The organism is Arsukibacterium sp. (genome assembly GCF_018402695.1).
GTDB lineage: Bacteria > Pseudomonadota > Gammaproteobacteria > Enterobacterales > Alteromonadaceae > Alishewanella.
Map to the genome: position 1 here is coordinate 306,890 of NZ_JAGYIM010000016.1, position 23,048 is coordinate 329,937.

Sequence of the window (23,048 nt, forward strand, 5' to 3'; positions counted from 1 at the left end):
AATCGTTAAATTAACAAATCTTAAACTAGCGGCAGCTAACTGAATGCCTGCTTAATAGCAGCGGCTAAAGCGTTGTTAAATAGGAAGTTGGAATAATTAAGCTGCTGACTATTAGCTGGCATCGGGATGGACAATGCTTGTTACAGGCTGCTTGCTCAACCTGCGCCATAGCCATTCCAGCGGGCCTTGCGAGTAATGCTTAAGATACCAGCGGCAAAATAGTAGTTGCAGGATGATAGTGGCAACCGCAATACCCAGTAAGGATAACCGGTCGAGGCTGGCAAACCAGTCGGGTTTAAACACTTTAAACAGCAACACCATTAGCAGGCTTTGGCTTAAATACAGAGTAAAGGCCATGCGGCCGCAGGGTGCCAGCCAGCCTTGCAGCCAACGGCACAACCCCGGCTTGTGCTGGGCATTAATCAGCGCGCTGGCAAAAGCTAGTGCCATCAGCAAGGCGCTTATTTGCTCCCACGGCAGCATAATGCCCAAATCGTAACCATAGCCGGTAAGGTGGTCGAGTACTGCGGTAGTGCCGCTGATAGTCAGTGACGCCAGCAACAGCAGGGTTGTTCTGCGACCGGAATAGCCCTGGCGAAACCAGCCGCTGTTATACAGCGCCATGCCAAAAAGCATCAGCGCGGCCATTAGCCAGTACAGAGTTAGCGCAAAACCCACCAGCATGAGCAGGTTATGCCATAGCATTTCCGTCAGCTGAGTAAGATAAGGTCCGGTCCATAGTTGCTGCTGCGCCATTAACAGCTCTGCAGTTAATGGCTGCTGCGGTGGCGGGGTCGCCAGCAGCAGATATAAGCTGAACAAAGCCGGCATGATCAGCGAAATGGCAAATAGCAAAGCGCCTTTGCGCCACAACGCTGCACTATCGAGTTTATGATAGCCCTGTTTTAATACCAGTAAACCGGTCAGGGCATACCAGAGCAAAATATCGCCAAACCAGATAAAACTGATATGGATCAGGCCAAAGATAGCCAGCCACTGCAAACGGCGGTTTAAGTAAGCCTCGCCATATTTTTGGGCTATTAGAAGCAGGCTGACCCCAAACAACAGATTAAACAGGGTTAAAAACCGGCCTGAAAACAGCATGGTCTGCAGATTGAATAACAGGGTATCCAGGGTGCTGACGCTTTGTTGCCAGATCAGGCTATGGGAGTAATCGGGTGGGCTGGCAAAGGCAAAAATATTAATCAGTAAAATACCTAAAATGGCCAGGCCCCGGATGATATCAAGCTGGACAAGCCGCTGGCCAGTTGTGGACGTGTTACTTGCTTGTTGCATACTCAGGGCTCATTTAATTCGTTATGGTGTTTGCCAAAAACCGGGATGGTAATCTGCCATTTAATCGCCGCCAACCGCAGTAATAATAGCGCCGACATACCGGCCAGCATGGCTGACAACTGGCCCACGCCAAGCGCCAGCAAGCTGGTATAGACACCGCCGCCAACCAGACAGGTCACGGCATACAGTTCGCCCCGGAATACCATGGGGATTTCCCGGCACAGTACATCGCGGATCATGCCGCCACATACACCGCTCATGGTGCCCAGCATAATGGCCACCAAAGTAGAGGTGCCGTAATCCAGCGCTTTCTGGGTACCCATAATGACAAAAAATGCCAGGCCAATGGCATCGAGAATTTGTAAGGTATTGTTGGGAATAGTTAAACGGTTGCGTACTAATAAAATAGTGGTTACGGCGGCGAAAAAAATAGCATAAAAGTAACTATTATTGTTTATCCAGATAACCGGGACATCCAGAATAAGATCGCGCAGGGTGCCGCCGCCAATCGCCGTAACACTGGCCAGTACAATAACCCCGAAGCCATCCATCTGGTTGCGCCAGGCTGCCAGCGTGCCTGACACCGCGAAGACAGCAACGCCCAGTAAATCAAACCAGAAAAAGTAAGGGGTCATGATGCGGTAGCTATCAGCTGGCTAAAGATAGTGTCACGCTAGCAGGCTTTGGGCAGCAGGTAAATGTTTTCCAGCAGTAGCAGTAACTTATAAAATAGTTGCAATACTTACTTTTCGGCAACAAGGCGGTTGTGCTACGATTTCCCGCTTTTGTAAATAATACGTTTGATAAATTACATTGAATAAAGGATTAGTATGAATAAATTAGTTGTTGGTGCCGGTATTGTTGTGGTTGCCGCCGCTGCGGGCTTTTACTATGCCAATTCGCAAGCTGAAAATGCCATTAAAGAGCAAATTGAGCAGGCAAATAAGTCTTATGCAGAAATGGCCGCGAGCGGCCTGATGCCAGCAATTAGCATTGGTTATCAGGATGTGTCGGCCAATGTACTTACGTCCAGTTACAGCGTGACAGGGGTTGATGTTAGCGTTGCCGGTATGGGCCAGGTCGCTACCATTGAAAAAGTGACCGCTGTGGGTTTAAAACCGCAGGGCTTAGCAGATAAAGGCAGCGCGCAGCTGGTTGGCGCGAAAGTAGCTGAGCCGATGCTGGCAATGTTACCACCGGATATGAGCGCCTTTGTTCAGGGCGTGGCGCTGCATGCTGATTACAGCTACCAATATACCCCGGCCACCGGCGAGCTGTATTTCAGCCAGGATACCCGGATCAATGACGAGTTCAGCCTGGCTTACAACATCTCATTTGCCCAGATGCAGGAATTGTGGGCCTTTGCCCGCGATATGAGCGAGAAAACCCCGGAAGAGCAACAACAGTTAACGATGTCTGACAGCTACATGACAGACGTAATGGCTAATCTGGTTAAAGGTGCCCTGAAAAGTGGTGAGCTGGTGGTAACCAACAACGGCTTTATTGAGCGCCTGGTAGAAATGGGCAGCGCCCAGGGTCAATTGCCACCAATGGACGCCTTAAAAGGCATGGCGCTGATGGCAATCACTGCCGATGAAAACCTGCCACTGGAAATGAAAGAAAGCCTGACCACTTTTATTAACCAGCCAGAAAAGCTGCAGGTTAATGTTAGCTTTGCTGAGCCGTTAAGCTTTGACGCGGTGCAATCCGGCGCGTTAATGGCAGAACTGCAAACGCCAGAGCAAATGATTAAATTTGCCAACCTGAAAATGGTTGCTAACTAAAACAGTCAGCTCATTGCAAAAGGCAGCCTGGCTGCCTTTTTTTATTAGCAAGCCCCCAGCAAATAGCACCAGTCACGGCATAACTTCAATAACCGACTAACCGCCTGGTAAACTAATTTAGTTATCAGCAGCCAGCACCTGCTGCACTCTGGTTTGTAGTTTCGGTAACAGTATTTCAACAAACCACGGATTGCGTTTAAGCCAGAGGTTATTGCGCGGGCTCGGATGAGGCAACGGTATTTTATGGGGCCAGTAATCCTGCCAGCTGGCAACTGTTTCAGTCAGTGTCGGTTTAAGATCAGCCAGGTGGTAAGCCTGCGCATACTGACCAATAACCACGGTAAGTTGTAACCGGGTTAACTGCTGCAATAAATTCTGCTGCCAGGTAGGGGCGCATTCGGGCCGTGGAGGTAAATCGCCGTTATTGCCTGTGCCCGGAAAGCAAAAGCCCATCGGCAAAATAGCCACCAAACGAGGATCATAAAATTGTTCAGCAGTCAGGCCCAGCCAGGTACGTAAGCGCTCACCACTGGCATCGGCAAAAGGCCTGTTTGCCTGATGCGCTTTGCGCCCCGGCGCCTGACCCGCTATCAGAATATGCGCATCGGGATGCCACTGTAATATGGGCCGGGGCCCCAGCGGCAAATCGGCTGCACATAAGCGGCATTGGCGAACGCTGGCAAGTAACGTGGCATTGGCTGCAGACAGTGGGTTATCAGCCATGTTTGTTCGTCCTTACCGGTACCAGATACCAGCTTATCAGCACCAGGGCGCCAAAGCCGGTATAAAGTGCAATAAATACCCAGTCTGGTGCAGTGTAGTACAGTAAATATTGTAGCCAGTGCTGAACAAAGGAACCGGCATAAGTTGCAGCGCCGGCTTTTTCCCGTAAAGCCATTTCCCAGAGCGTAAGCGGACAGATAACGCCCAGCCAGGATTGCAGCACAACAATACCAATCGCAATTAAATGGCAAATCCGGAATATTTTGGCTCTGACCCAGTGCCACTGCAAAAAATAGCCGAGGTAAATGGCCAACAGACCCACTACCACGAACAGCACAAATAAGAAATGAAGCAGCAGAATGGTGTCAGCCAACATCAGCAGTAACCTGTCAGACATGCGTTTTACCTGCTGTCTGGTGTTGCCGCTGCATAAATCCAGCACTCAGTACCGGATTTTAAACAGGCGTTAAGTCGGGTATAGGCATCGACTTCATAATCGTCGGCTTGTGCCAGTTCAGCGTCAGTCAGTTCAAATACGGTGCCAGCAATTTCATCATTTAGATTACCGGTAAAGCGCAATATAGGATGTATGGCTTTGCCACTTTCGCGCAGCACCCGCTCATCAGTAATTTCTACTTCACCGACCACATAGCCCTGCAGAATATCTTTGCTACCTGACAATTCACGGCCAAAGTTAGCCAGCTGGACATTGTTTTGCTGCAAGGTGCCGTAGGAAAAGAGTTTAGGCATTGATTATTCCGGCTCTTCGGACTTAAACAACCTGAGAAAACCTTGCAGGCCAATGTTCAGAATGCCGGCAATAGAGTCTTCCTTTTTAAGGCGGGTGTCAGTATTACCATGCTGATGACGGTGTTGCTGCCGGTGCTCGGCATTACTAACAGTGCCATCGGCAAAATCGTCCGCTGCCTGCTTTACGTTGTTACTGGCGCAACCTGTTGTCATCACGGCAAATAGTGCCACCAACATTAATTTGGTGCTCTGCTGCATGCTGCTTCCTTGTTATTGTAAAAGCTGAGTCTTATCTGGTTTATGATATATAACTGTTAAAGATTTGGCCAGGACATTAAAAAAGCGCACCAACTGACAATTGAAGTGCGCTTTTAATATACCATATTGTTGTGCTAACCCAGCCAGGGCTGGCTGGCTTTGCGGCTTTGCTCAAAGTCAGTAATTTGTGAGTTAAGCTGCTCGCTGCTGCCAATAAAATCCAGCCCCGATAGCAGGCGCTGTTTTATATCAGCATCGATATTAAAGCCCAGTGCGGCATTATTACCAAACAATATTTCCTGACTGGCTAAATCAATTTGCCAATGTTGCGGGCCTTGCTGGCAGCGGTTAAACAGCAAGTCGATGTTGGTTTTACTTAGCTGAATTAACAACATAGCGTTATTGACGCTGTTATTAAAGAAAATATCGGCAAAGCTTTCGGCGATGATGACATTAAAACCATATTGCTGAATGGCCCAGGGCGCGTGTTCGCGGCTGGAGCCACAGCCAAAGTTGGCCCGGGTCAGTAAAATACTGGCACCGTTATACTCAGGTTTATTGATGACAAAATCCGGGTCCGGGCTGCCATCAGCTAAATAACGCCAGTCAAAAAACATTGCGTCAGCAAAGCCATCGCGGCTGACGCTGGTTAAAAACTGCTTTGGAATAATTTGGTCAGTATCAACATTATTTTTATCCAGCGGGCAAACTAAGCCCTTAGCAAAAATTTTACTCATAGCGGGTCTCCTTTTGGATGGCTGCTTGTTCACTGCTGACAGTCGCGATATTAACGAACTTTCCGGCAATTGCCGCGGCGGCAGCCATAGCCGGGCTAACCAAATGAGTACGGGCGCCGCGGCCCTGGCGGCCTTCAAAGTTACGGTTTGAGGTAGACGCGCAGCGCTCGCCGGCTGCTACTCTGTCATCATTCATGCCCAGACACATACTGCAGCCTGGCTCGCGCCATTCAAAGCCTGCGCTTTTGAAAATGTCGGCTAAACCTTCAGCTTCGGCCTGACGTTTAACGATACCTGAGCCCGGCACAACTAAGGCCCGCACACCGGCGGCGACCTGCTTACCTTGCACCACACTGGCAGCGGCCCGTAGGTCTTCAATCCGGCTATTGGTGCAGCTGCCAATAAACACCACATCGACCTGACAATCGGTCAGTTTCTGGCCCGGCGCCAATCCCATATAGGCCAGGGCGCGCTCGGCAGCGTCACGCTTAGTGGCATCGGTAAAGCTGGCAGGTGAGGGCACACTCTGGTCAATCGCAATAACCTGCTCGGGGTTAGTGCCCCAGGTAATTTGCGGGGTAATGCTGCCGGCATCAATTTCAACCTGCTTATCAAATACGGCATCAGCGTCGGAATACAGGCTTTGCCAGTATTGTACTGCCGCGTCCCAGTGCTCTGCCTGCGGCGCATGAGCCTTACCTTTCAAATAGGCAAAAGTGGTTTCATCAGGGGCTATCAGCCCGGCTTTGGCGCCCATTTCAATGCTCATATTGCACAGGGTCATCCGGCCTTCCATACTCATTGCCGCAATGGCGCTGCCACCAAACTCCGCGACATAGCCGTTGCCGCCAGCGGTGCCCAGTTCGGCAATTACCGCCATAATCACATCTTTTGGCGTAACATGGGCGCTTAATTCGCCATTTATCTCCACTTTTAAGGTTTTTGCCTGTTGCTGCGGCAGGGTTTGAGTCGCCAGCACATGCTCGACTTCTGAGGTGCCAATGCCAAAGGCCAGGGCGCCAAAAGCACCATGGGTAGACGTATGCGAGTCACCACAGACAATAATCATCCCGGGTTGGGTTAAGCCTTGCTCCGGGCCGATGACATGGACGATGCCCTGATCGGGGTGGGTTAAATCCAGTAAGGGAATGTTATTTTCGCTACAGTTAGCCGCTAACGCTTCCAGCTGCTTGCGCGAAGTCTCACCGGCGGCGTCGATACTGCGGCGCTGGGTCGACACGTTATGGTCCATAGTGGCGAAAGTTAAATCGGGCCGGCGTACTTTGCGGTTGGCCAGCTTTAAACCGGAAAACGCCTGCGGCGAGGTGACCTCATGAATTAAGTGGCGGTCGACAAACAATAAATCGGTACTGGGGTTCAACTTGCCTACCACATGACTGGCATAAATCTTTTGATATAAGGTTTTTGCAGAAGAACTGGTTGTTGAAAAAGCGTGGCCCATTAGTTTACTCCGTTCTGGTTGTGCGCTGGCTGGCGTAAAGTCGCAACAATGGCCGCGCCGACCGCGGCGGTGCCATAGGTTGATGCCGGGTCAATGTCACGGGTGACAATATGCTGCTCCAAGCAGTGCTGCACCGCTTGCTCTATTGCCCGTGCGGCGTTTTCCTCACCAAAGCTGTAGCGCAGCATTAAGGCCGCACTTAAAATTTGTGCTATCGGGTTGGCAATGCCCTTGCCGGCGATATCCGGTGCACTGCCACCCGCCGGCTCATACAAGCCAAAGCCGCTGCCATTTAAGCTGGCTGATGGCAGCAAACCTAAGCTACCGGCAATGGCGGCAATTTCGTCGGATAAAATATCGCCAAACAGGTTGTCGCACAGCAATACATCAAACTGCTGCGGGCTGCGGATAAGCTGCATAGCGGCGTTATCAATGTACATATGCTCCAGGGTTACCCCGGGGTAATCCTGCGCTACCCGCTGGACCGTTTCGCGCCATAAAATACTGGTTTGCAGCACATTGGCTTTATCTATAGAGGTGACTTTATTGCTACGCTTTTGTGCGGCCTCAAACGCCACACGGGCAATCCGCTCAATTTCTGCCACGCTATAGCGCTGGGTATCAAAAGCGTCGGTGTCGCTGCGGCCTTTCTCACCAAAATAAATACCGCCGGTCAGCTCGCGCACACACAAGACATCCATGCCCAGGCTGCTGACCCGCGGGTGCAGCGGCGATAAGCCGGCAAAGGCCGGGTAAATTTGCCCCGGGCGCAAATTACAGAATAAGTCGAAGGTTTTGCGAAGTGGCAATAACGAGCCGCGCTCGGGCTGTTTATCCGGTGCCAGGCCGGTCCACTTTGGCCCGCCGACCGAGCCAAATAATATCGCATCGCTTTGCTGACATATTGACAAGGTTTGGGGTGGCAAGGGTTCGCCGGTGGCGTCAATAGCGGCGCCACCGACTAAGGCGGGGGTTAAGGTAATGCCAAACTGAAATTTATCGGCAACCACCTGTAGCACTTTCTCTGCTTCGGCTATGACTTCCGGGCCAATGCCGTCACCGGCCAGCACGGCTATGTTGTAGTGCTTACTCATTGTTGTTCACCTGCTGCAATTTTTACTATGTTCTGTTCGCGAGTATGGGTCTGGCGGGCGTGCTTGTGGGCGTCAATGGTTTGAGCACGCTGGATCATGTTCAGCACGTGGACATACGCCAGCACCGAGCTGCGCACGATGTCGGTAGCCAAACCGGCACCATGAAAGCGCCGGCCCTCATGCTCGGCAATAATATCAACCTGGCCCAGGGCATCTTCGCCGCTGCCTTTGGCCTGTAAGTTAAAATCGACCATCTTGATCGTCAGTTTGCTGATGCGCGAGATCGCACTGAAGGCGGCTTCCACCGGGCCATTGCCGGTGGCGGCTTCGGTAAAAACCTGATCACCACAGCGTAAGCCGACGGTGGCGCTGGCAACATGGCCGGTATGGGTAGACGAGCTTAAAAACTCCAATGCGTAATAGTCGTTTTGTTCCTGCATGTTTTCAAAAAACACCAGCGCTTCTAAATCGTAATCGAACACCCGGCCTTTCTGATCGGCCAGGGCAACAAAGCTTTTATACACGGCCTCTAAATCGTAATCGTCGGCGGTGTAACCCAGCTCAGCTAAGCGGTGCTGAATAACATGGCGGCCCGAGCGCGAGGTTAAGTTCAGCTCGTTCTGGCGAATGCCCACCTGCTCTGGCGCCATAATTTCATAAGTGTTTTGGGCTTTTAATACACCGTCCTGATGAATACCCGAGCTGTGGGCAAAGGCGTTTTCACCGACAATCGCCTTATTTGGCTGAATGGGCATATTGCAAATCTGGCTGACTAAGTGAGAACTGCGGTAAATCTCAGTGGTTTTAATATCAGTATACAGCGGTGCTAATACATCTTTGCGGGTGTTGATAATCATCGCGACTTCTTCCAGCGAACAGTTACCAGCTCGCTCACCAATGCCATTTACCGTACATTCAATCTGGCGGGCGCCGGCCTGAACAGCGCTGATACTGTTAGCGACCGCTAAGCCTAAATCGTTATGACAGTGCACACTTAAGCGGGCCTTATCGATATTCGGTACCTTGTTGCGTAAGGTGCTGATAATGGCAGCGAACTCATTGGGGATGGTATAGCCGACGGTATCGGGAATATTGATGGTGGTAGCACCGGCGTTAATCGCCCGCTCCACTATCCAGCATAAGTCGTCAATGGGCGTGCGACCGGCATCTTCACAGGAAAACTCGATATCGTCGGTATAGCGACTGGCCAGTTTAATTGCCGCTACCGCTTGCTCGCTGGCCTGGGCTAAGGTTTTGCGCAGTTTGTATTGCAAGTGCAGCGGTGAGGTGGCAATAAAGGTATGAATACGGCGCTGTTCGGCGTCTTTTAACGCTGCACCGCAGGCTTCAATATCGGCCGTGACCGCGCGGGCCAGGCCGCAAATGATTGGGCCCTTTACTTCACGGGCGATGCGCTGCACCGAGTCAAAGTCGCCCGGGCTGGATACCGGAAAACCCACTTCCATCACATCTACTTTTAAGCGCGCTATCGCATGGGCCAGCTGAATTTTTGCTTCTGGCTTAAACTGGCCCGTAAGGCCTGCTCGCCGTCGCGCAAGGTGGTGTCAAAGATCCAGATTTTATTATCGCCGCTCATCTTGTGTTTCCTGTTCCGTTAATCGGTGTCGGTGGCAACGTGTGGCGGGGGCTGAAATACAAAAAACCCCGGCCAGTGGCACGGGGTTTTTTGTTATCGGTTCGTTACGTTTCTACCAATAAACCACACCCCGCGCGCCGCTGAGGAGCACGAGGAGGCTGTTTGTAGAAACACAACGTTGTAAATTCATTAATTACTCTTATTCTTAATTTATACTGCTAAACGCTATTAGTAATAACATGGTTATTTTTTAACTGCAACAGTATAGACGTCCAAAAGAGTGAAAAAGTTGCTGCATGGCAGGCGAAGCGCTAGGCTTAAGTAGATAACAGTGTTCTAACTCATTAAAATAAAAGCAAACCAAGGAAGCTGACTATGCGATATTCTCTGTTTAATCCGTTGTTACTGACCGCCAGCCTGGCATTGACCACGGCTTGTGGCAAAGCGCCCGAACCGCCGGTAGCGGCCACGGTTGAGCCGGACAACATTGCCCGCGAGTATATGCAACTGGTGCTGGCACTGGGCGAGCATGATAGCAGCTATGTTGATGCCTATTATGGCCCGCAACAATTACGCGATGAGGCGGTCGCCCGCGGTCTTAGTGCCGCTGAAATTGCGGCTGAAGCAAAAACCTTGCTTGAAAAAATTGATACCCAGCCTACGTCGGAAGACGATATGTTCAAACTGCGGCTGCATTACCTGGATAAACAGCTGCAGGCGCTGGCCTTTCATGCTGACAGCCTGAGCAATGGCAAAAAAGCTAACTTTGAAGCTCAGGCGCAGGCCTTGTATGACACCACACCGCCCAATTACAGCCTGACTGATTTTGATGAGGTGCTGGCCGGTATTGATGAGCTGGTGCCAGGTGATGGCAGTTTGTCAGAGCGGGTAGAAGCCTACCGCAAGAACTTTGTGATCCCGGCCGATAAGCTGGACGAGGTGTTTCAGCGGGCAATCAGTGAGTGTAAAGCCCGCACCGCTGCTTATATCAGCTTGCCGGACAATGAGGATTTCAGCCTGGAATACGTGCAGGATAAACCCTGGAGTGGCTACAACTGGTACAAAGGGAGCGCCTACAGCTTAATTCAGATTAACAGCGAGCGACCAATTGATATTTCCCGCGCCGTCGATTTAGGTTGTCATGAAGGTTACCCGGGTCACCACACGTACAATGCATTACTGGAACAAAAGCTGGTGAATGAATTCGGTTGGCAGGAATTCAGTGTGTATCCGTTATACAGCCCGCAATCACTGATTGCTGAAGGCACGGCCAATTATGGTATCGACCTGGCCTTTCCCGGCGAGCAAAAGCTGGAGTTCGAACGTGAGGTCCTGTATCCGCTGGCTGGTTTAGACCCGGCTACCGCCGATGATTATGCAGCGTTCTTAAAGTTAATGGCACGCTTAAGTTATGTCGGTAATGAAATAGCCCGCCAGTACTTAAATGGTGACATTGATGGCGAGCAAGCTGTTACGCTGCTGCAGCAATACAGCCTGAACAGCGAAGCGGAAGCGCGGCAGCGGCTGCGGTTTTTTGACAGCTACGGTGCCTATGTTATTAACTACAACTGGGGCAAAGAGCTGGTAAAACAGTACATTGAGCAAACTGATGATCAGGACGAGCGCTGGGCGCGGTTTATCAAGCTGCTGTCCTCACCACGTATTCCGTCATCAATGGACTGGTAAATAAAGTACTTGCATAAGCAGCCGGCGTTCATTATTATGCGCGCCGTTCTGCCAGCACTTTTCAGTGCAACGCAACTCTGCCCGGGTGGTGAAATCGGTAGACACAAGGGATTTAAAATCCCTCGCTCGAAAGGGCGTGCCGGTTCAAGTCCGGCCCCGGGCACCATTTAGTTTATTCCTCCACTTTTCCCTTGGTTACTTCATCATCGCTACCGAAGACAGGTAACTTTTACTTACCGCAGAAAATAGTTACCTTAGCTACAATGCCCCTACTGCTACTTATTTGCTAGTAGTACTTCAGACCATCTGCTTTACCCCGGAACGCATAGTAGGCCAGGGCGGTGTAACCAATGATCACCGGGATAACCACTACAGCGCCAAAGAAGATGATTAGCAGCGACTCTCTGGAGCTGGCGGCGTCATACAGGGTAAGCTGGTTTGGTACTACAAACGGATAGAAACTTAATGCCAGGCCCAGAAAACTGCAGATAAAGATAATATTGCAAATAACAAAAGGCAGCCAGGCACCGGCGTCGCCCGGCAGCGGCAAGCGTTTCAGCACTAAGTAGCCGATAACAAACATAGCAAAGCACAGCAGGGGGATTGCGGCAAAGACAAAAGCCAGCGGGGGCTCGGTCCATACCTGTAGCGCATTGGCATTGACCAGCGGGTTAATGGCGCTGACCGCCAGAATACCGGCCAGGGTAAGCACGCCGGCTATTTTACAATGCTTAATAGCATGTAATTGCAAATCGCCACTGGTTTTGCCAATGAGCCAGGCATTGCCAATCATGGCAAAGGCGGCGGTAACACACAGGCCGCTAAAGCAGGCAAAAATAACACTGCCGGTGGTGTATTCAAGGCCCATCACATAAATACCCAGCATAAAACCCTGACTGAAGGTGGCCAGCACTGAGCCGGCTTTAAAAGTGTAATCCCAACGGGTTTTGCGGTTATTTTTAACTTTGGCCCGGAAATCAAAAGCCACGCCGCGCAGAATTAACCCCAGTAATAACAAGGCAGCCGGCAGGTATAAAGCATGTAAAATGGCGCTATGTGCTGCCGGAAAGGCGACCAGCAGCAGGCCAACGGCCAGTACCAGCCAGGTTTCATTGGCATCCCAGAACGGGCCAATTGAAGCAATGGCGGTGTCGCGCCAGGGTTCGTTGGCCATTGGCAGGGTAATGCCCACGCCCAAATCGTAGCCATCTAAAATGGCATATAGCAGGATAGACAGGGCGGTCAGGCCACTGAAAATCAATGCCAGGTTGTCTGCGGTTAGCCAACTCATAATGCGGCTCCTGTGCGGGGTTTAGGTGCACTCTCTGGCAGCGGTTCGCTGCGGCTTTCTGCCAGGCCAGGGCGGGTTAAATCGTATTCTTCCACTTCAACCGCGCGGTTGGCCAGCCAGAACAGGGTTTTAATATAAGCCAGCAGTAGCACCAGATATAACACCAGATACATGGCCAGTGTCATGGCGACATGCTCACCCGGCACGGTGGTTACGGCATCGCGGGTTTTCAGTACGCCATACACTAAGTAAGGCTGGCGGCCAATCTCGGTGACGTACCAGCCGGCCAGCGTAGCGATCCAGCCGGAGAAGGTCATGCCAATCAGAATTTTCAGCTGCAGCGGCGACAGTGCTTTTTTGCGCAGCAAGTGATAACTGCTCCACCAGGCCATCAGTAGCATTAGCATGCCGATACCAACCATTATCCGAAAGCTGAAGAACACCGGCGCCACTGGTGGATGCTCGCCGGCAAACTCGTTTAAGCCTTGCAGTTCGCCATCAGCGTCATGGGTTAAGATCAGGCTGGCCAGCTTAGGGACTTCAATGGCAAAACGGTTTTGTTGGGTTTCCTGGTCTGGTATGGCAAATAACACCAGTGGCGCACCGCGCTCGGTGTGCCAGATCCCTTCCATTGCCGCTATTTTCTGCGGCTGATGCTCCAGGGTGTTTAAGCCGTGAAAATCACCGACCAGCACCTGAGTTGGCGCCAGAATAGCCGCGCTTAGCAGGGCTGTTTTCAGGGTCAGTTTCGGGGCTTTCTTGTTATCACCTTTTAAGATGCGATAAGCCGAAATGCCGGCCACCAGAAAACAGACGGTCAGGCCCGATGCCAGCAGCATATGGGTGAAGCGATACGGAAATGACGGGTTAAAAATGATGGCCAGCCAGTCGGTAGCATGGGCAACGCCATCTATCATTTCGAAACCGGCCGGCGTTTGCATCCAGGAGTTTAATACTAAAATCCAGAATGCAGAGAAGGTGGTACCCAGCGCCACCAGAAAAGTAGCCAGCGTATGGGCCCAGCGCGGCACTTTGTGAAAGCCGAACAACATAATGCCGAGCATGGTGGCTTCTAAAAAGAACGCGGTGAGAATTTCATAAGCTAACAACGGCCCGGCAATATTGCCGATGCTTTCCATAAAACCCGGCCAATTGGTACCAAACTGAAATGACATGGTAATGCCGCTGACCACCCCCAGGGCAAAGGTCAGGGCAAATACTTTTACCCAGAAACGATAAGCGCGCATCCATACCGGGTGCTGCGACAGATCAAAGCGTACTTTGAAATAGAATAACAACCAGCCGAGGGCAATAGTAATAGTCGGAAACAGAATATGAAAACTGATGTTTGCCGCAAACTGAATGCGGGACAAAATTAAGGTATCTAACATAACCACCTCTGTATCAACACGCCCTAGGCGTCTTTTTTCGGCCGGAATTTATCGGTAAATTCCAGCACCTTACCCACGCCGGAGCCCAGCTTCATCAGGGTATTGAGCTTTTCCGGTGACAGCGACTGCAGGCTCTGAGTCCATTCGGTAATGTTTTCCAGCAGGTCATGAATTTCAGTAATCCGTTTTTGGGCATAGGCTTCATCATTGTTAGCGGCTTCGTCCATCATAATGTCACGCAGCAATGACAGGGTCGGGTCCATTTCACGCTTGCGCCGCTCTTCAAATACTTTGTTGGCCATATCCCAGATACTGCCACGGCAAAAATAATACTCTTTACGATCGCCCGCTTTATGTTGCACCTGCACCAACTGCCAGCTACCCAGTTCTTTTAAGCCCATGCTGACATTACCCCGGGAAATACCCAGTAATTCGGCAATGTCGTTGGCACAAATTGGCTGCTCACTGACCACCAGCAAGGCGTAAATCTGGCCAACAGTGCGGTTAAAACCCCAGCGGCTGCCCATCTCCCCGAAGTGACAAACAAAAGACTCGATCATGGGTGTCATTTGCATAAATAGCCCTTACTGAACTTTCAGAAATTTCTGAAACTATGATACGGCCGAACATTGATCTGGATCAAGCTTTTTTACGAAGCACCCCGGTTTGTTTACGCAGTCTGCAGATCCACAAGCACAAAGAAAGCAGACAGAGTCAGCTCAAAAACTAATGCAACTAATGGCCAAACTTAACGCCAAATGCTGCAAGAGCATCTGGTTCGCCAGCCAGGGCGCTAAGCAGAAATGGGGTATGAAACGCGTGCTGCCATACTGTAACGCGGGCAGCAACCAGAGATTGATACACCAGCCACGGAGCAACACTAATGACATCTGCACAAGCTGATCAAAATAACCACAGTATCGCCCACTATTCCGCTTTGAAAACTGCGGTAGCAAACGGTGAAGAGGCACGGCTAAAAGCGTTACTGGCCAACCAAACCATGCAGCCACTGGAAAAGGGCTACCTGCTTGATTTGGCCCGGCTGGGTAAAAACCAAAATATCATCAGCCTGCTGGAAGCAGTGCCGGTGCGGGAATAATTTAATAAAAAGATGCCCCGGGATAATGATTCCCGGCGACAAAAAAAACGCTGCTCTGGAAGTGGGCAGGATGGTTAAAAAAAGCCGGTTTTAGTCAGGGGGCGATTAGCATTAATTAGTGGGTATGCCCGAGCTGACAATCAGAAGTTTCTGCAGCCGCCTGTCGCGCTGAATTAATTTGCTGTTGGCTATCCAGTAGCATCTTGTCGTCCGGTGCCAGTTGCAGCGCTTGCTCAATTAAAGCTGTCGCCTTGTTGTGACAGCCAAGCTCGCTAAGCAATACCGCATAATTGTTAAGATAAGCCACCTGTTGCCGGGCTGCGTCCAGGCCTTGTTCAAACCAACCGGCGGCTTTTTTCGGCTCGGCTTCAAAATAATGATTGCCCAGTAAAAGTACGGCAGCCAGTAGTCTGGCCATTGTTTAGTTGCGTTGATCAGCGCGGCAATACCGGCGTTGGTTTGCCGGGTGTCAATTAAATCCTGACAGGCTTTGGTATAGACAAAAGGGTCCAGTTGCGCACTGGTTTTATCGGGGGGCAACATCGCCAGCATCCAGTAATTAGCGCGGCGCCAGGTGCGCTCGAACGTTGAAAAATTAAGGCGGTGTGCTTCTGTAACGCCGGTATGTAAAATCACCTCTTTGCTATTAATGTCATAACCAATAACCACTGCATAATGCCACTGTGGTAACCAGGCGATTGAATTGTTTTGCAGCACAATAACCGGAATATTATCGGCTATCAGGCTCAATAATTGGCTCATCGTTGCGCGCTGTGCATAGGCTACCATACCAAGTTGCCGGGTAGCTGCAGTCATTTCTATTTGCAGTGTGCCTTCAAGGCCTGGGGTAAAGGTAGCGGGCGCTATCTCATCCGGGCTTTTGCTGACGCCGTAATACCCCGCGACTTCTGATAACGTAGTGGGACCGCAGAAATACTCCTGCTGTGGATAAAAGGGCACCTGGCCAATAGTATGAGTGCGGGCTATAGCAGGAGGTTCTGCCAGTAACAGCCGGGTTTGTGGCGGGGTCTGACAGGCTGTCAGCCCAAGTGTTAGCAGAAGCAACAGACCAGCCAACAGGCTGGTCTGAATCAGTTTTTGCATAAAGAACTATCAGCCGCCGATAGGGCGGATAAACGGATAAACGTTGGTAATACCCATCAAATCGAGTACTGCCACTACGACCAGTACGGTTACTATGGTGCCAACCACGCCACCTGCAGGCATCTCATTTAGCTGGTTGTTAAAGGCTTCCAGCTCGGCATTGGTCATACTGGCGATACGCAGTTTGGCATCAGCCGGGCTGACACCCAGTTCAATCAGTTTACTTTGTACCTCTGCACTATCGACAAAAGCCAGTACCTGCTGTTTATTATAATGGTGCTGCTGGTCGGCAATCACCTGATCAGAGCTATAAACGCCTGCTGTTGCCTGACTCATACCGAAGAATAACGTGCCAACGAGGGCAATCGCACTGGCGAAGCTGATTTTGAACAATTTATTTATCATGGATACATCCTTGAATTTGTTGTTTAACGGACAAACTTCGTTTTGGATAAGCTATAACTTGTTGAAAATTAACAATGCACAGCTTCAGAAGCGTAGCTGAATAAGCTGGTCTTTGCAAACAGATAACGACCGGCAGCTGCCGGCCATAGTCGCTTAAGTTACCTGACAAGATGCCACTGCGTTTGCCGGCCCGCCAGATAAATGACCTGTTTGCCATCGAAATAGGCACTTTGTTCCAGCTTTATCTGTACCAGCTGGTTCCACTCTGGCACCGCCTGCTTAATATTGCCTTCGATAGCGTAGGCCGTATTGGCATATAGTGGCCAGTCGCCTTGTACTGGTGTATCGCCCTGATTATCCCACATACCAATAGTAGGCCCTGGTGCATGGCCAACAAAGCCGATAGCGTGGGTGTAAGTACTGCTGTTGATGCCAGCATTTGCGGCCGCTTTGCGGGTGGCCGCCAGAATCGCATTACCGCTACGACCGCTTTTAAATTCGGCGGTTAACATATCCTGCCAGCGGTTGCCGGTGGCCAGAGCCGCCTTTAAACCCGCGGGGGCGTCGGTTTCCGTATTATGCAGTACGTACGCCATTTCCTGGGTGTCGGTGCAGAGGGTAAGATAACAAATGCCAACATCGGTGTGCAGCACATCACCGCGCTGGATCACGCCCGAAGTACCACAGAACGGATTATCGGCTTCGCAGGCCAGGTCCTGACGTTGCAGGTTAACGTAGGGCATAAACCAGACCGGTAAATCCAGCTGGGCAAAGCGCTCACGAATATACCAGGCAACATCATCGGTCGTGGTCACGCCAGGGGTGATCACTTTATTACTGAATGCTTCAGCAATAACTGAACGGGCCAGGCTGACAATCTGCGGGTATAGCTCAAGCTCTGCCTCTGTGCGTTGCTCTAGCCAGCGCACCACTAATTGCTCGGCCGATACCAACCTGCTGTGATATTCCGCGGGTAATGCTTTTAACAACTGTTGGTGCAGGCCAGAGGTTAAGCCGTCAGCCACCGGCCAGTGTTCAGAGGTGTTAATGCCAATTGTCTTCGGCTGACGTTTGACAATTTCAGCGGCCAGTGCCTGCCACTGCTCGGCTAAATTGCCGCCGGCCCAGGCTGATTCATAGGGATCACCAAGCGGATAGCGGTTAACGGATAACTTATCAATGCTGCCATCGGCATTGCGGCTGAACAACAACATTGTGGTACGCCGCGCAGCAAAAGTGGGTTGGGGCACCAGGGTAAAATACACCGGATCTTCAGCATACTCACGATTAATCACCAGCCACATATCCAGCTCTGATTCGGCCATCAGCTGTGGCAGCAATTGCTCCAGCCGCTGATTAGTCAACTGGTTTTCCACTGTTACCCGCTGCCGTGGGCTTAATATATGATAATAGGTTGCAGAACTCAGTACCCGGCTTTGGCTAAACGCCGTGGTATTGGCGGATAATGTTGCAGAAACGAGCAACGTCGTTAGCGCGGGCAGTAGAAATAATATTCTCATGTAGGTCCCTTAGCAGGAATAAGTGTTAACTGTTTTAAGTCAGATAATATTAAAAAGCAATAGCTTAGAGCGAAAGACATTGCTTTTACGGTTGCTTCAATATATAAAACCTAATTGTTTATTTTTTGTATCTAAAAGCAGGGTTAATGAAAACACTACTAAAAGTATTAGTGGCTACGTTACTGGTGTTGTTGGCGGCTTTATTAGCAATACTGGCAAATGCCACCGTTGAATTAACCAAGGGTGGTGTTTACAGCAAGGTATATTTGCCAATAGTCGTGGGCGAAATAAAGTGGAACGCAGCTGGCAGTGTGCAGGCGAGTGAGCCAGCAATTTCAGGCTTACAGGGCCCGGTTATCGTTAAAAATGCGTTGACACTGCAGTTAACAGCCTGGTGTCAGGATAAACGTATTACGCAGGAGCTAACGCTCGCTGCCGCCAATGTGCAGCTGGATTGTCAGGGACGGCAATATCATTACCAGCTGGCCGGTTCGCCACTTAGTATCAATGCTGAAATAGCGACGCCGGCAGCAGTTGCCGTGATTAGTGATCTGGAAGGCAACATCGCATTTTTTGAGCATTGGGCCCGTAGCAGCGGTGTAACCGATGCCAATGGAGACTGGCAGTTTGGCAACGGCCAGCTCATTGTCCTGGGTGATGCCGTCGACAGGGGGCGTCAGGTATACGATTTATTATGGCGTTTATATCAGTTGGCGCAGCAAGCTCAGCAGCAGGGTGGCCAGTTACTGTTGTTGCACGGCAATCATGAGCAATATGTCATGCGCGGCCTGGTTGACCGTGTGGAGACTGAGCATTTCTGGGCAATTGAGCAACTTATGCCTTATGAGCAAAGTTTCGCCGTCAATACCGTGTTGGGTGGCTGGCTGCGGCAGCAACCGATTATTGCCAGGATGGGAAATTATTTGTTTACCCACGGTGGTATCAGCCCGCAGGTACTAGCCAGCGGTTTGACGGTAACGCAACTTAATGAGCGATACCATACCACCTTAAAGCAAACCAATGAGCAGGTGACCGAGGCTGACTATGCGTTATTTTACGGTAGCAAGGGGTTAAGCCAGTTCCGGGCACTTCTTGCAGAAAGCAATGACGGGGTATCCGGTGGCGATTGGCAAGAGGCGCACCTGCAGCAGGTGTTGGCCCACTTCAACGTAAATGCACTGGTTATTGGCCATACCCCGGTAGCGAAGCCAACGGCATTGTACGATGGCCGGTTAATGGCGGTAGAGGCAGAGCAAACCAGCAGTGCACTAATGATAAGTGATGGCGAGGCAAAATTTACCGATGTTGGCATGGTAAAGACCCGCTTTAGCGAGCAACAACCACAATATCGTGCTTTTCAGTTGCTGTCGCCAGCCGATTGGCGTGCTCTAACGGCCAATAAACAGCATCTGAACGATTTAAACCAGGCCAAAAGTTTTTTTAATCGCGATAGAACGGCTGACGGTAGTTAGTCGTCACCAGCTGTATAAATCAGAAATGGCAGGTCGGCGGCTTTCGCCCGATACATCGCCTGATCGGCCAGCTCAAATAACTGCGCCTGCGACATACTGTGAAGTGGCGCCAAGGCAATACCAATGCTCATATCCAGTTTTACCGTGATTTGTGCCTTATCACCTGGCTGCGAAGGCAGGCTCTGCGGTTGCTCTGTTACCTGATAAATCCGCTGTGCAATGGCGCTTACGTCATCGGCATGCTGCACATCAGCTAACAGTGCAAACTCGTCACCACCTAACCGGGCCAGCAGCTCCGCATCGCGGATGGTGTTTTTTAAGCGTTGAGCTAAATCCGTTAGCACCTGATCGCCGGCAGCATGACCATGATTATCGTTAACGGCTTTAAAACCATCTAAATCAATAATAAATAACGCCAGCATATCAGGGCTGGCGGGGTTGCATGCTAAGCGGTCAAGGCTTTGGGCAAAGTGTGTTTCAAAGTAACGGCGGTTTGGCAAACCGGTTAGCGGGTCTAAATGAGCCAGCCGCTCCATTTCGACTAATTTGCCTACCCGCTCGGTAATATCCGTTTGCATTGAAATATAACCCTGATATTGCTGCTGTTCGTCGAATAAAGGCTCAGCATAGACATGCACCCAATAGGGTTTGCCGTGCTTGCTGTAATACAGAATGTCAGCTTTGGCGGGTTTTCGCTGTTGCACTTGCTGGTGCAGTTTTCGAATGGTAACCGGATTAGTATCGGGGCCTAAAAACAGTTCGGCCGGGGTTTTCCCGACCAGCTCAGCCAGGCTGTAACCACAGAGTTTACTAAAACCGCTGTTGCACCAGACTATCTGATTAGTCGTGTCGGTGTACAACACACCGTTGGCAGTTTGCTCTGCTATCCAGGCCAACCGCCGGTTTTCTGCTTGTAAGGTTTTCAGATAATGCAGCTGAAATTCGTTCTCCGCACCTTTAGCTAAATCCAGCAACAATTCTTGCTCATCGGCACTGAAATGCCTCGGTTTACTGTCAATTAAACATAAGGTACCCAGCGCCATACCGGTATAGGTACGAATAACCGCGCCGGCATAAAAGCGGATAAACGGTTCTTTGGTGACTAACGGATTGTCTGCAAAGCGCGGATCTTGCAGTGCATCAGGGATCACCAGCAACTTCTCTTCCATAATGGCATGGGTGCAAAACGAGATATCACGGGGCGTGCCTTCCAGGCTGGTACCTAAACGTGATTTAAAAAACTGGGTTTTTTCATCCAGCAGGGTTAGCAATACTATGTCAGTATTGAATAACGCTTTGGCCAGCCGGGTTATCCGGTCAAACCGTTCCTCTGGGGGGGTGTTAAGCAGGCCGAGTTGCTGTAATGCCTCCAGCCTGCTTTGTTCAATCGTTAACGTCGCATTATTTTGCATAACGGTCTTACTCTGAAGGACTATGTATTAGGTATACGCGGTCGCTGCAAAAAAGCGAGTGCCAACGCTATTTAAATTTATGTCTGGCAGTGATTTAGCAGCACATTTCGAAGCAGTCCTTGCCAACATCAGTAAAACAAGGGCAGTAAACTGCGATACACTATATGCAGACAAAAAAAGGAGCTGCTATGCCACGTTATTCTGCTGAATTTATTAAAGCCATGCCCAAGTCTGATTTGCATCTGCACTTAGACGGCAGCCTGCGGCTGGACAGCCTGATTGAAATGGCAAAGCGTACTGGCACTAAGTTGCCTTCGCAAAGCGTTGACGGCTTAAAACAGCGGGTATTTAAAGATAAATACCAGAATCTGGGCGAATATTTACACTGTTTTCAATACACCTGCGCCGTATTGCGCGACCCGGAAAACCTGGAGCGGGCAGCTTATGAGCTGGCCATTGATAACCAGGCTGAAGGCGTTAACTATATAGAGGTTCGCTTTGCCCCTCAGTTACTAATCGATTTAAGCCGCGGCATCGATTTTGACCAGATCATGCATGCCGTAAATAACGGTTTAAAGCGAGCGCAGAACGAGTATAACCGCAGCGAGACAGTGCTAAGCGGTGATAAGCCGCCTTTTGGTTATGGCATTATTAATTGCGCGATGCGGATGTTTGGCGATAAGGGCTTTTCGCCGTACTACACCAATTTATTTCAGCTGATGCGTGATTTTGCACCGATGGACGTGATTAAACTGGCTGGGATGGAGCTGGTGCGGGCCAGTGTTAGGCTGCGTGATGAAAGTGGTATGCCAATAGTCGGCCTGGATTTAGCCGGTCAGGAATCGGGCTACCCTGCCAGTAAATTCAAAGAAGTCTACGAATATGCGCATCAGCATTTTATGCTAAAGACTTTGCATGCGGGTGAGGCTTATGGTGCTGAAAGCGTGTTTGAAGCTATTACCGAATGCTATGCCGACCGGATTGGTCATGGGTATTCGATGTTTATTCCAGAGATGATCCATAGTGCCGATATTTGTGATAAAGCGGCCTATATCCGCAACCTGGCCAGTTATATTGCCGATAAGCGCATCGCCATTGAAGTATGCCTGACCAGTAACCTGCAAACCAACCCGCAACTGACTGATATTCGTCAGCATCAGTTTAAGGCTATGTTGGACAACCGGATGGCGACAGTGATTTGCACCGACAACCGTCTGGTGTCTAACACGACAGTATGCAACGAATATCAACTGGCGCTGGATAACTTTGATATCCCGCTAAAACGCTTAAAAGACATGGTGGCCTATGGTTTTAAAAAGAGCTTCTTTCCGGGCAGCTATGTTGAGAAACGTCAGTACGCCAAAAATTGTCTGGATTATTTTGACCGGGTTGCTAAGCAATATGGTTTTATTTAGTTAAAACAAAAGCTTATTTTTTGTGTCGCAAAATGCATACAGTTTAACTTGTTGATTTATAACAACTAGCATTTCAGACGGTTAATAGTGTCTCTGAATGCAGACACTATTAACAAATTACGGCGGGCTTTAGCAGGAAATATGCTGTAATAAACTGAATTTATTGGATATTTTAAAGTTGGCATAACACTTGATACACCTAAGGTAATTACCGGAGGTGTGTTATGGATTTATTCTTAGTGTTTATCACGATGTTCCTGGTTGCCAATATGATGTTAGTGGTAACAATGTTGCGTCGGGTCGATTTAAATAACCCCAGTGTCCAGGCCTGGGAGCAACAGCAAGCTGCTGTTATCCGCACTAACACCGGCGCTCACCCGGCGGCTGTCAGCTATATGCCAGCTTATGCCCGCAAGGCGCAGTAAGCCAAATTTATTCCCATGAGTTCAGCTCCTTGCTGAATGCTTGTTCAGGCCAGCCCTCCTTACTGGCCTGTTTTTTTTAGTTAAACAGGTTATGCTAACGCTAACTTTCTCTGAATTTAACTGCCTA

23 protein-coding genes, 1 tRNA gene and 1 pseudogene are annotated in these 23,048 nt (G+C 50.2%); 8 read left to right on the forward strand and 17 right to left on the reverse strand.

Annotated elements, in window-relative coordinates:
• Positions 1–111: 111 nt before the first annotated feature.
• Positions 112–1,296 carry a DUF418 domain-containing protein gene (locus KG631_RS08925; RefSeq protein WP_213998625.1) on the reverse strand — a complete coding sequence of 395 codons (1,185 nt, stop codon included), beginning with the start codon at positions 1,294–1,296 and terminating at the stop codon, positions 112–114.
• A 2-nt stretch (positions 1,297–1,298) separates the two neighbouring features.
• Positions 1,299–1,931, reverse strand: coding sequence for a trimeric intracellular cation channel family protein (locus KG631_RS08930; protein ID WP_213998627.1), 633 nt, complete (start codon positions 1,929–1,931; stop codon positions 1,299–1,301).
• A gap of 195 nt (positions 1,932–2,126) precedes the next feature.
• Here KG631_RS08930 and KG631_RS08935 point away from each other — a divergent pair, with 195 nt between their 5' ends.
• Positions 2,127–3,080 carry a hypothetical protein gene (locus tag KG631_RS08935; RefSeq protein ID WP_213998630.1) on the forward strand — a complete coding sequence of 318 codons (954 nt, stop codon included), beginning with the start codon at positions 2,127–2,129 and terminating at the stop codon, positions 3,078–3,080.
• Between the two features lie 117 nt (positions 3,081–3,197).
• Here the strand turns inward: KG631_RS08935 and KG631_RS08940 are convergent, their stop codons facing one another.
• From KG631_RS08940 to leuA, 8 genes and pseudogenes are all read right to left on the reverse strand, one after another.
• A complete protein-coding gene (locus tag KG631_RS08940) occupies positions 3,198–3,803 on the reverse strand; it encodes a uracil-DNA glycosylase family protein (protein ID WP_213998635.1) in 606 nt (201 codons plus the stop codon).
• Positions 3,796–4,200, reverse strand: a complete 405-nt coding sequence (locus KG631_RS08945) for a DUF2784 domain-containing protein (RefSeq protein ID WP_213998637.1) — start codon at positions 4,198–4,200, stop codon at positions 3,796–3,798. The genes KG631_RS08940 and KG631_RS08945 overlap by 8 nt, the downstream gene beginning before the upstream one ends.
• Positions 4,201–4,205: 5 nt before the next feature.
• Positions 4,206–4,553: a gamma-glutamylcyclotransferase family protein gene (locus KG631_RS08950; RefSeq protein WP_213998640.1), complete on the reverse strand. Its 348-nt coding sequence runs from the start codon at positions 4,551–4,553 to the stop codon at positions 4,206–4,208.
• Between the two features lie 3 nt (positions 4,554–4,556).
• Positions 4,557–4,811: a hypothetical protein gene (locus KG631_RS08955; protein ID WP_213998644.1), complete on the reverse strand. Its 255-nt coding sequence runs from the start codon at positions 4,809–4,811 to the stop codon at positions 4,557–4,559.
• A gap of 134 nt (positions 4,812–4,945) precedes the next feature.
• Positions 4,946–5,548 carry a 3-isopropylmalate dehydratase small subunit gene (leuD, locus tag KG631_RS08960; protein WP_213998649.1) on the reverse strand — a complete coding sequence of 201 codons (603 nt, stop codon included), beginning with the start codon at positions 5,546–5,548 and terminating at the stop codon, positions 4,946–4,948.
• Complete coding sequence (gene leuC / locus KG631_RS08965; RefSeq protein ID WP_213998652.1) at positions 5,541–7,010, reverse strand: 3-isopropylmalate dehydratase large subunit; 1,470 nt, start codon at positions 7,008–7,010, stop codon at positions 5,541–5,543. The genes leuD and leuC overlap by 8 nt, the downstream gene beginning before the upstream one ends.
• Positions 7,010–8,104: a 3-isopropylmalate dehydrogenase gene (gene leuB, locus KG631_RS08970; RefSeq protein ID WP_213998658.1), complete on the reverse strand. Its 1,095-nt coding sequence runs from the start codon at positions 8,102–8,104 to the stop codon at positions 7,010–7,012. Before leuB ends, leuC begins: the two co-directional genes overlap by 1 nt.
• Positions 8,101–9,701 (reverse strand): annotated as a pseudogene (gene leuA / locus KG631_RS08975) (2-isopropylmalate synthase). Before leuA ends, leuB begins: the two are co-directional and overlap by 4 nt.
• A gap of 375 nt (positions 9,702–10,076) precedes the next feature.
• Between leuA and KG631_RS08980 the strand changes: the two are divergent.
• Both KG631_RS08980 and KG631_RS08985 read left to right on the forward strand, forming a co-directional pair.
• A complete protein-coding gene (locus KG631_RS08980) occupies positions 10,077–11,387 on the forward strand; it encodes a hypothetical protein (protein ID WP_213998663.1) in 1,311 nt (436 codons plus the stop codon).
• Positions 11,388–11,466: 79 nt separating this feature from the next.
• Positions 11,467–11,553: transfer RNA gene (locus tag KG631_RS08985), tRNA-Leu, on the forward strand.
• A gap of 120 nt (positions 11,554–11,673) precedes the next feature.
• On the opposite strand, the gene KG631_RS08990 is transcribed toward KG631_RS08985, so the two are convergent.
• From KG631_RS08990 to KG631_RS09000, 3 genes are read right to left on the reverse strand one after another with little or no spacing between them, the layout of a single operon-like run.
• Positions 11,674–12,678 carry a cytochrome d ubiquinol oxidase subunit II gene (locus tag KG631_RS08990; RefSeq protein WP_213998665.1) on the reverse strand — a complete coding sequence of 335 codons (1,005 nt, stop codon included), beginning with the start codon at positions 12,676–12,678 and terminating at the stop codon, positions 11,674–11,676.
• Entirely contained in the window at positions 12,675–14,069 is a 1,395-nt protein-coding gene (locus tag KG631_RS08995) for a cytochrome ubiquinol oxidase subunit I (protein ID WP_213998671.1), read from the reverse strand. The genes KG631_RS08990 and KG631_RS08995 overlap by 4 nt, the downstream gene beginning before the upstream one ends.
• 23 nt (positions 14,070–14,092) lie before the next feature.
• Positions 14,093–14,644 (reverse strand): GbsR/MarR family transcriptional regulator, encoded by a 552-nt coding sequence (locus tag KG631_RS09000; protein WP_301003705.1) that lies wholly within the window; start codon positions 14,642–14,644, stop codon positions 14,093–14,095.
• 154 nt (positions 14,645–14,798) lie between these two features.
• Between KG631_RS09000 and KG631_RS09005 the strand changes: the two genes are divergently transcribed.
• Both KG631_RS09005 and KG631_RS09010 read left to right on the forward strand, forming a co-directional pair.
• Positions 14,799–14,972 (forward strand): hypothetical protein, encoded by a 174-nt coding sequence (locus KG631_RS09005; RefSeq protein WP_213999634.1) that lies wholly within the window; start codon positions 14,799–14,801, stop codon positions 14,970–14,972.
• Positions 14,953–15,168 carry a hypothetical protein gene (locus KG631_RS09010; protein ID WP_213998678.1) on the forward strand — a complete coding sequence of 72 codons (216 nt, stop codon included), beginning with the start codon at positions 14,953–14,955 and terminating at the stop codon, positions 15,166–15,168. Before KG631_RS09005 ends, KG631_RS09010 begins: the two co-directional genes overlap by 20 nt.
• 237 nt (positions 15,169–15,405) lie before the next feature.
• Here the strand turns inward: KG631_RS09010 and KG631_RS09015 are convergent, their stop codons facing one another.
• The 3 genes from KG631_RS09015 to KG631_RS09025 form a co-directional block, all read right to left on the reverse strand.
• Positions 15,406–16,272, reverse strand: coding sequence for a PA2778 family cysteine peptidase (locus KG631_RS09015; protein ID WP_301003706.1), 867 nt, complete (start codon positions 16,270–16,272; stop codon positions 15,406–15,408).
• 9 nt (positions 16,273–16,281) lie between these two features.
• A complete protein-coding gene (locus KG631_RS09020) occupies positions 16,282–16,677 on the reverse strand; it encodes a PA2779 family protein (RefSeq protein ID WP_213998686.1) in 396 nt (131 codons plus the stop codon).
• Positions 16,678–16,835: 158 nt separating this feature from the next.
• Positions 16,836–18,197 (reverse strand): M24 family metallopeptidase, encoded by a 1,362-nt coding sequence (locus KG631_RS09025; protein ID WP_213998701.1) that lies wholly within the window; start codon positions 18,195–18,197, stop codon positions 16,836–16,838.
• A gap of 146 nt (positions 18,198–18,343) precedes the next feature.
• Here KG631_RS09025 and KG631_RS09030 point away from each other — a divergent pair, with 146 nt between their 5' ends.
• Positions 18,344–19,669, forward strand: coding sequence for a metallophosphoesterase (locus KG631_RS09030; RefSeq protein ID WP_213998708.1), 1,326 nt, complete (start codon positions 18,344–18,346; stop codon positions 19,667–19,669).
• On the opposite strand, the gene KG631_RS09035 is transcribed toward KG631_RS09030, so the two are convergent.
• Positions 19,666–21,081: a diguanylate cyclase gene (locus KG631_RS09035; protein ID WP_213998725.1), complete on the reverse strand. Its 1,416-nt coding sequence runs from the start codon at positions 21,079–21,081 to the stop codon at positions 19,666–19,668. The genes KG631_RS09030 and KG631_RS09035 overlap by 4 nt on opposite strands.
• Before the next feature lie 188 nt (positions 21,082–21,269).
• Here KG631_RS09035 and KG631_RS09040 point away from each other — a divergent pair, with 188 nt between their 5' ends.
• Complete coding sequence (locus KG631_RS09040) at positions 21,270–22,496, forward strand: adenosine deaminase family protein (RefSeq protein ID WP_213998733.1); 1,227 nt, start codon at positions 21,270–21,272, stop codon at positions 22,494–22,496.
• Positions 22,497–22,720: 224 nt separating this feature from the next.
• Positions 22,721–22,921: a hypothetical protein gene (locus KG631_RS09045; RefSeq protein WP_213998739.1), complete on the forward strand. Its 201-nt coding sequence runs from the start codon at positions 22,721–22,723 to the stop codon at positions 22,919–22,921.
• Positions 22,922–23,048: the final 127 nt, after the last annotated feature.

Excerpts from the sequence above, each read along its gene's own strand:
- KG631_RS08940 (WP_213998635.1), bottom strand. The coding sequence starts at position 3,803 with ATGGCTGATAACCCACTGTCTGCAGCCAATGCCACGTTACTTGCCAGC.
- KG631_RS09045 (WP_213998739.1), top strand. The coding sequence starts at position 22,721 with ATGGATTTATTCTTAGTGTTTATCACGATGTTCCTGGTTGCCAATATG.
- leuC (WP_213998652.1), bottom strand. The coding sequence starts at position 7,010 with ATGGGCCACGCTTTTTCAACAACCAGTTCTTCTGCAAAAACCTTATAT.
- KG631_RS08990 (WP_213998665.1), bottom strand. The coding sequence starts at position 12,678 with ATGAGTTGGCTAACCGCAGACAACCTGGCATTGATTTTCAGTGGCCTG.
- KG631_RS09010 (WP_213998678.1), top strand. The coding sequence starts at position 14,953 with ATGACATCTGCACAAGCTGATCAAAATAACCACAGTATCGCCCACTAT.
- leuD (WP_213998649.1), bottom strand. The coding sequence starts at position 5,548 with ATGAGTAAAATTTTTGCTAAGGGCTTAGTTTGCCCGCTGGATAAAAAT.
- KG631_RS08945 (WP_213998637.1), bottom strand. The coding sequence starts at position 4,200 with ATGTCTGACAGGTTACTGCTGATGTTGGCTGACACCATTCTGCTGCTT.
- KG631_RS09005 (WP_213999634.1), top strand. The coding sequence starts at position 14,799 with ATGCAACTAATGGCCAAACTTAACGCCAAATGCTGCAAGAGCATCTGG.
- KG631_RS09040 (WP_213998733.1), top strand. The coding sequence starts at position 21,270 with ATGCCACGTTATTCTGCTGAATTTATTAAAGCCATGCCCAAGTCTGAT.
- KG631_RS09000 (WP_301003705.1), bottom strand. The coding sequence starts at position 14,644 with ATGCAAATGACACCCATGATCGAGTCTTTTGTTTGTCACTTCGGGGAG.
- KG631_RS08935 (WP_213998630.1), top strand. The coding sequence starts at position 2,127 with ATGAATAAATTAGTTGTTGGTGCCGGTATTGTTGTGGTTGCCGCCGCT.
- KG631_RS09035 (WP_213998725.1), bottom strand. The coding sequence starts at position 21,081 with ATGCAAAATAATGCGACGTTAACGATTGAACAAAGCAGGCTGGAGGCA.
- KG631_RS08995 (WP_213998671.1), bottom strand. The coding sequence starts at position 14,069 with ATGTTAGATACCTTAATTTTGTCCCGCATTCAGTTTGCGGCAAACATC.
- KG631_RS08950 (WP_213998640.1), bottom strand. The coding sequence starts at position 4,553 with ATGCCTAAACTCTTTTCCTACGGCACCTTGCAGCAAAACAATGTCCAG.
- leuB (WP_213998658.1), bottom strand. The coding sequence starts at position 8,104 with ATGAGTAAGCACTACAACATAGCCGTGCTGGCCGGTGACGGCATTGGC.
- KG631_RS08980 (WP_213998663.1), top strand. The coding sequence starts at position 10,077 with ATGCGATATTCTCTGTTTAATCCGTTGTTACTGACCGCCAGCCTGGCA.
- KG631_RS08925 (WP_213998625.1), bottom strand. The coding sequence starts at position 1,296 with ATGCAACAAGCAAGTAACACGTCCACAACTGGCCAGCGGCTTGTCCAG.
- KG631_RS08955 (WP_213998644.1), bottom strand. The coding sequence starts at position 4,811 with ATGCAGCAGAGCACCAAATTAATGTTGGTGGCACTATTTGCCGTGATG.
- KG631_RS08930 (WP_213998627.1), bottom strand. The coding sequence starts at position 1,931 with ATGACCCCTTACTTTTTCTGGTTTGATTTACTGGGCGTTGCTGTCTTC.
- KG631_RS09025 (WP_213998701.1), bottom strand. The coding sequence starts at position 18,197 with ATGAGAATATTATTTCTACTGCCCGCGCTAACGACGTTGCTCGTTTCT.
- KG631_RS09030 (WP_213998708.1), top strand. The coding sequence starts at position 18,344 with ATGAAAACACTACTAAAAGTATTAGTGGCTACGTTACTGGTGTTGTTG.
- KG631_RS09020 (WP_213998686.1), bottom strand. The coding sequence starts at position 16,677 with ATGATAAATAAATTGTTCAAAATCAGCTTCGCCAGTGCGATTGCCCTC.
- KG631_RS09015 (WP_301003706.1), bottom strand. The coding sequence starts at position 16,272 with ATGCAAAAACTGATTCAGACCAGCCTGTTGGCTGGTCTGTTGCTTCTG.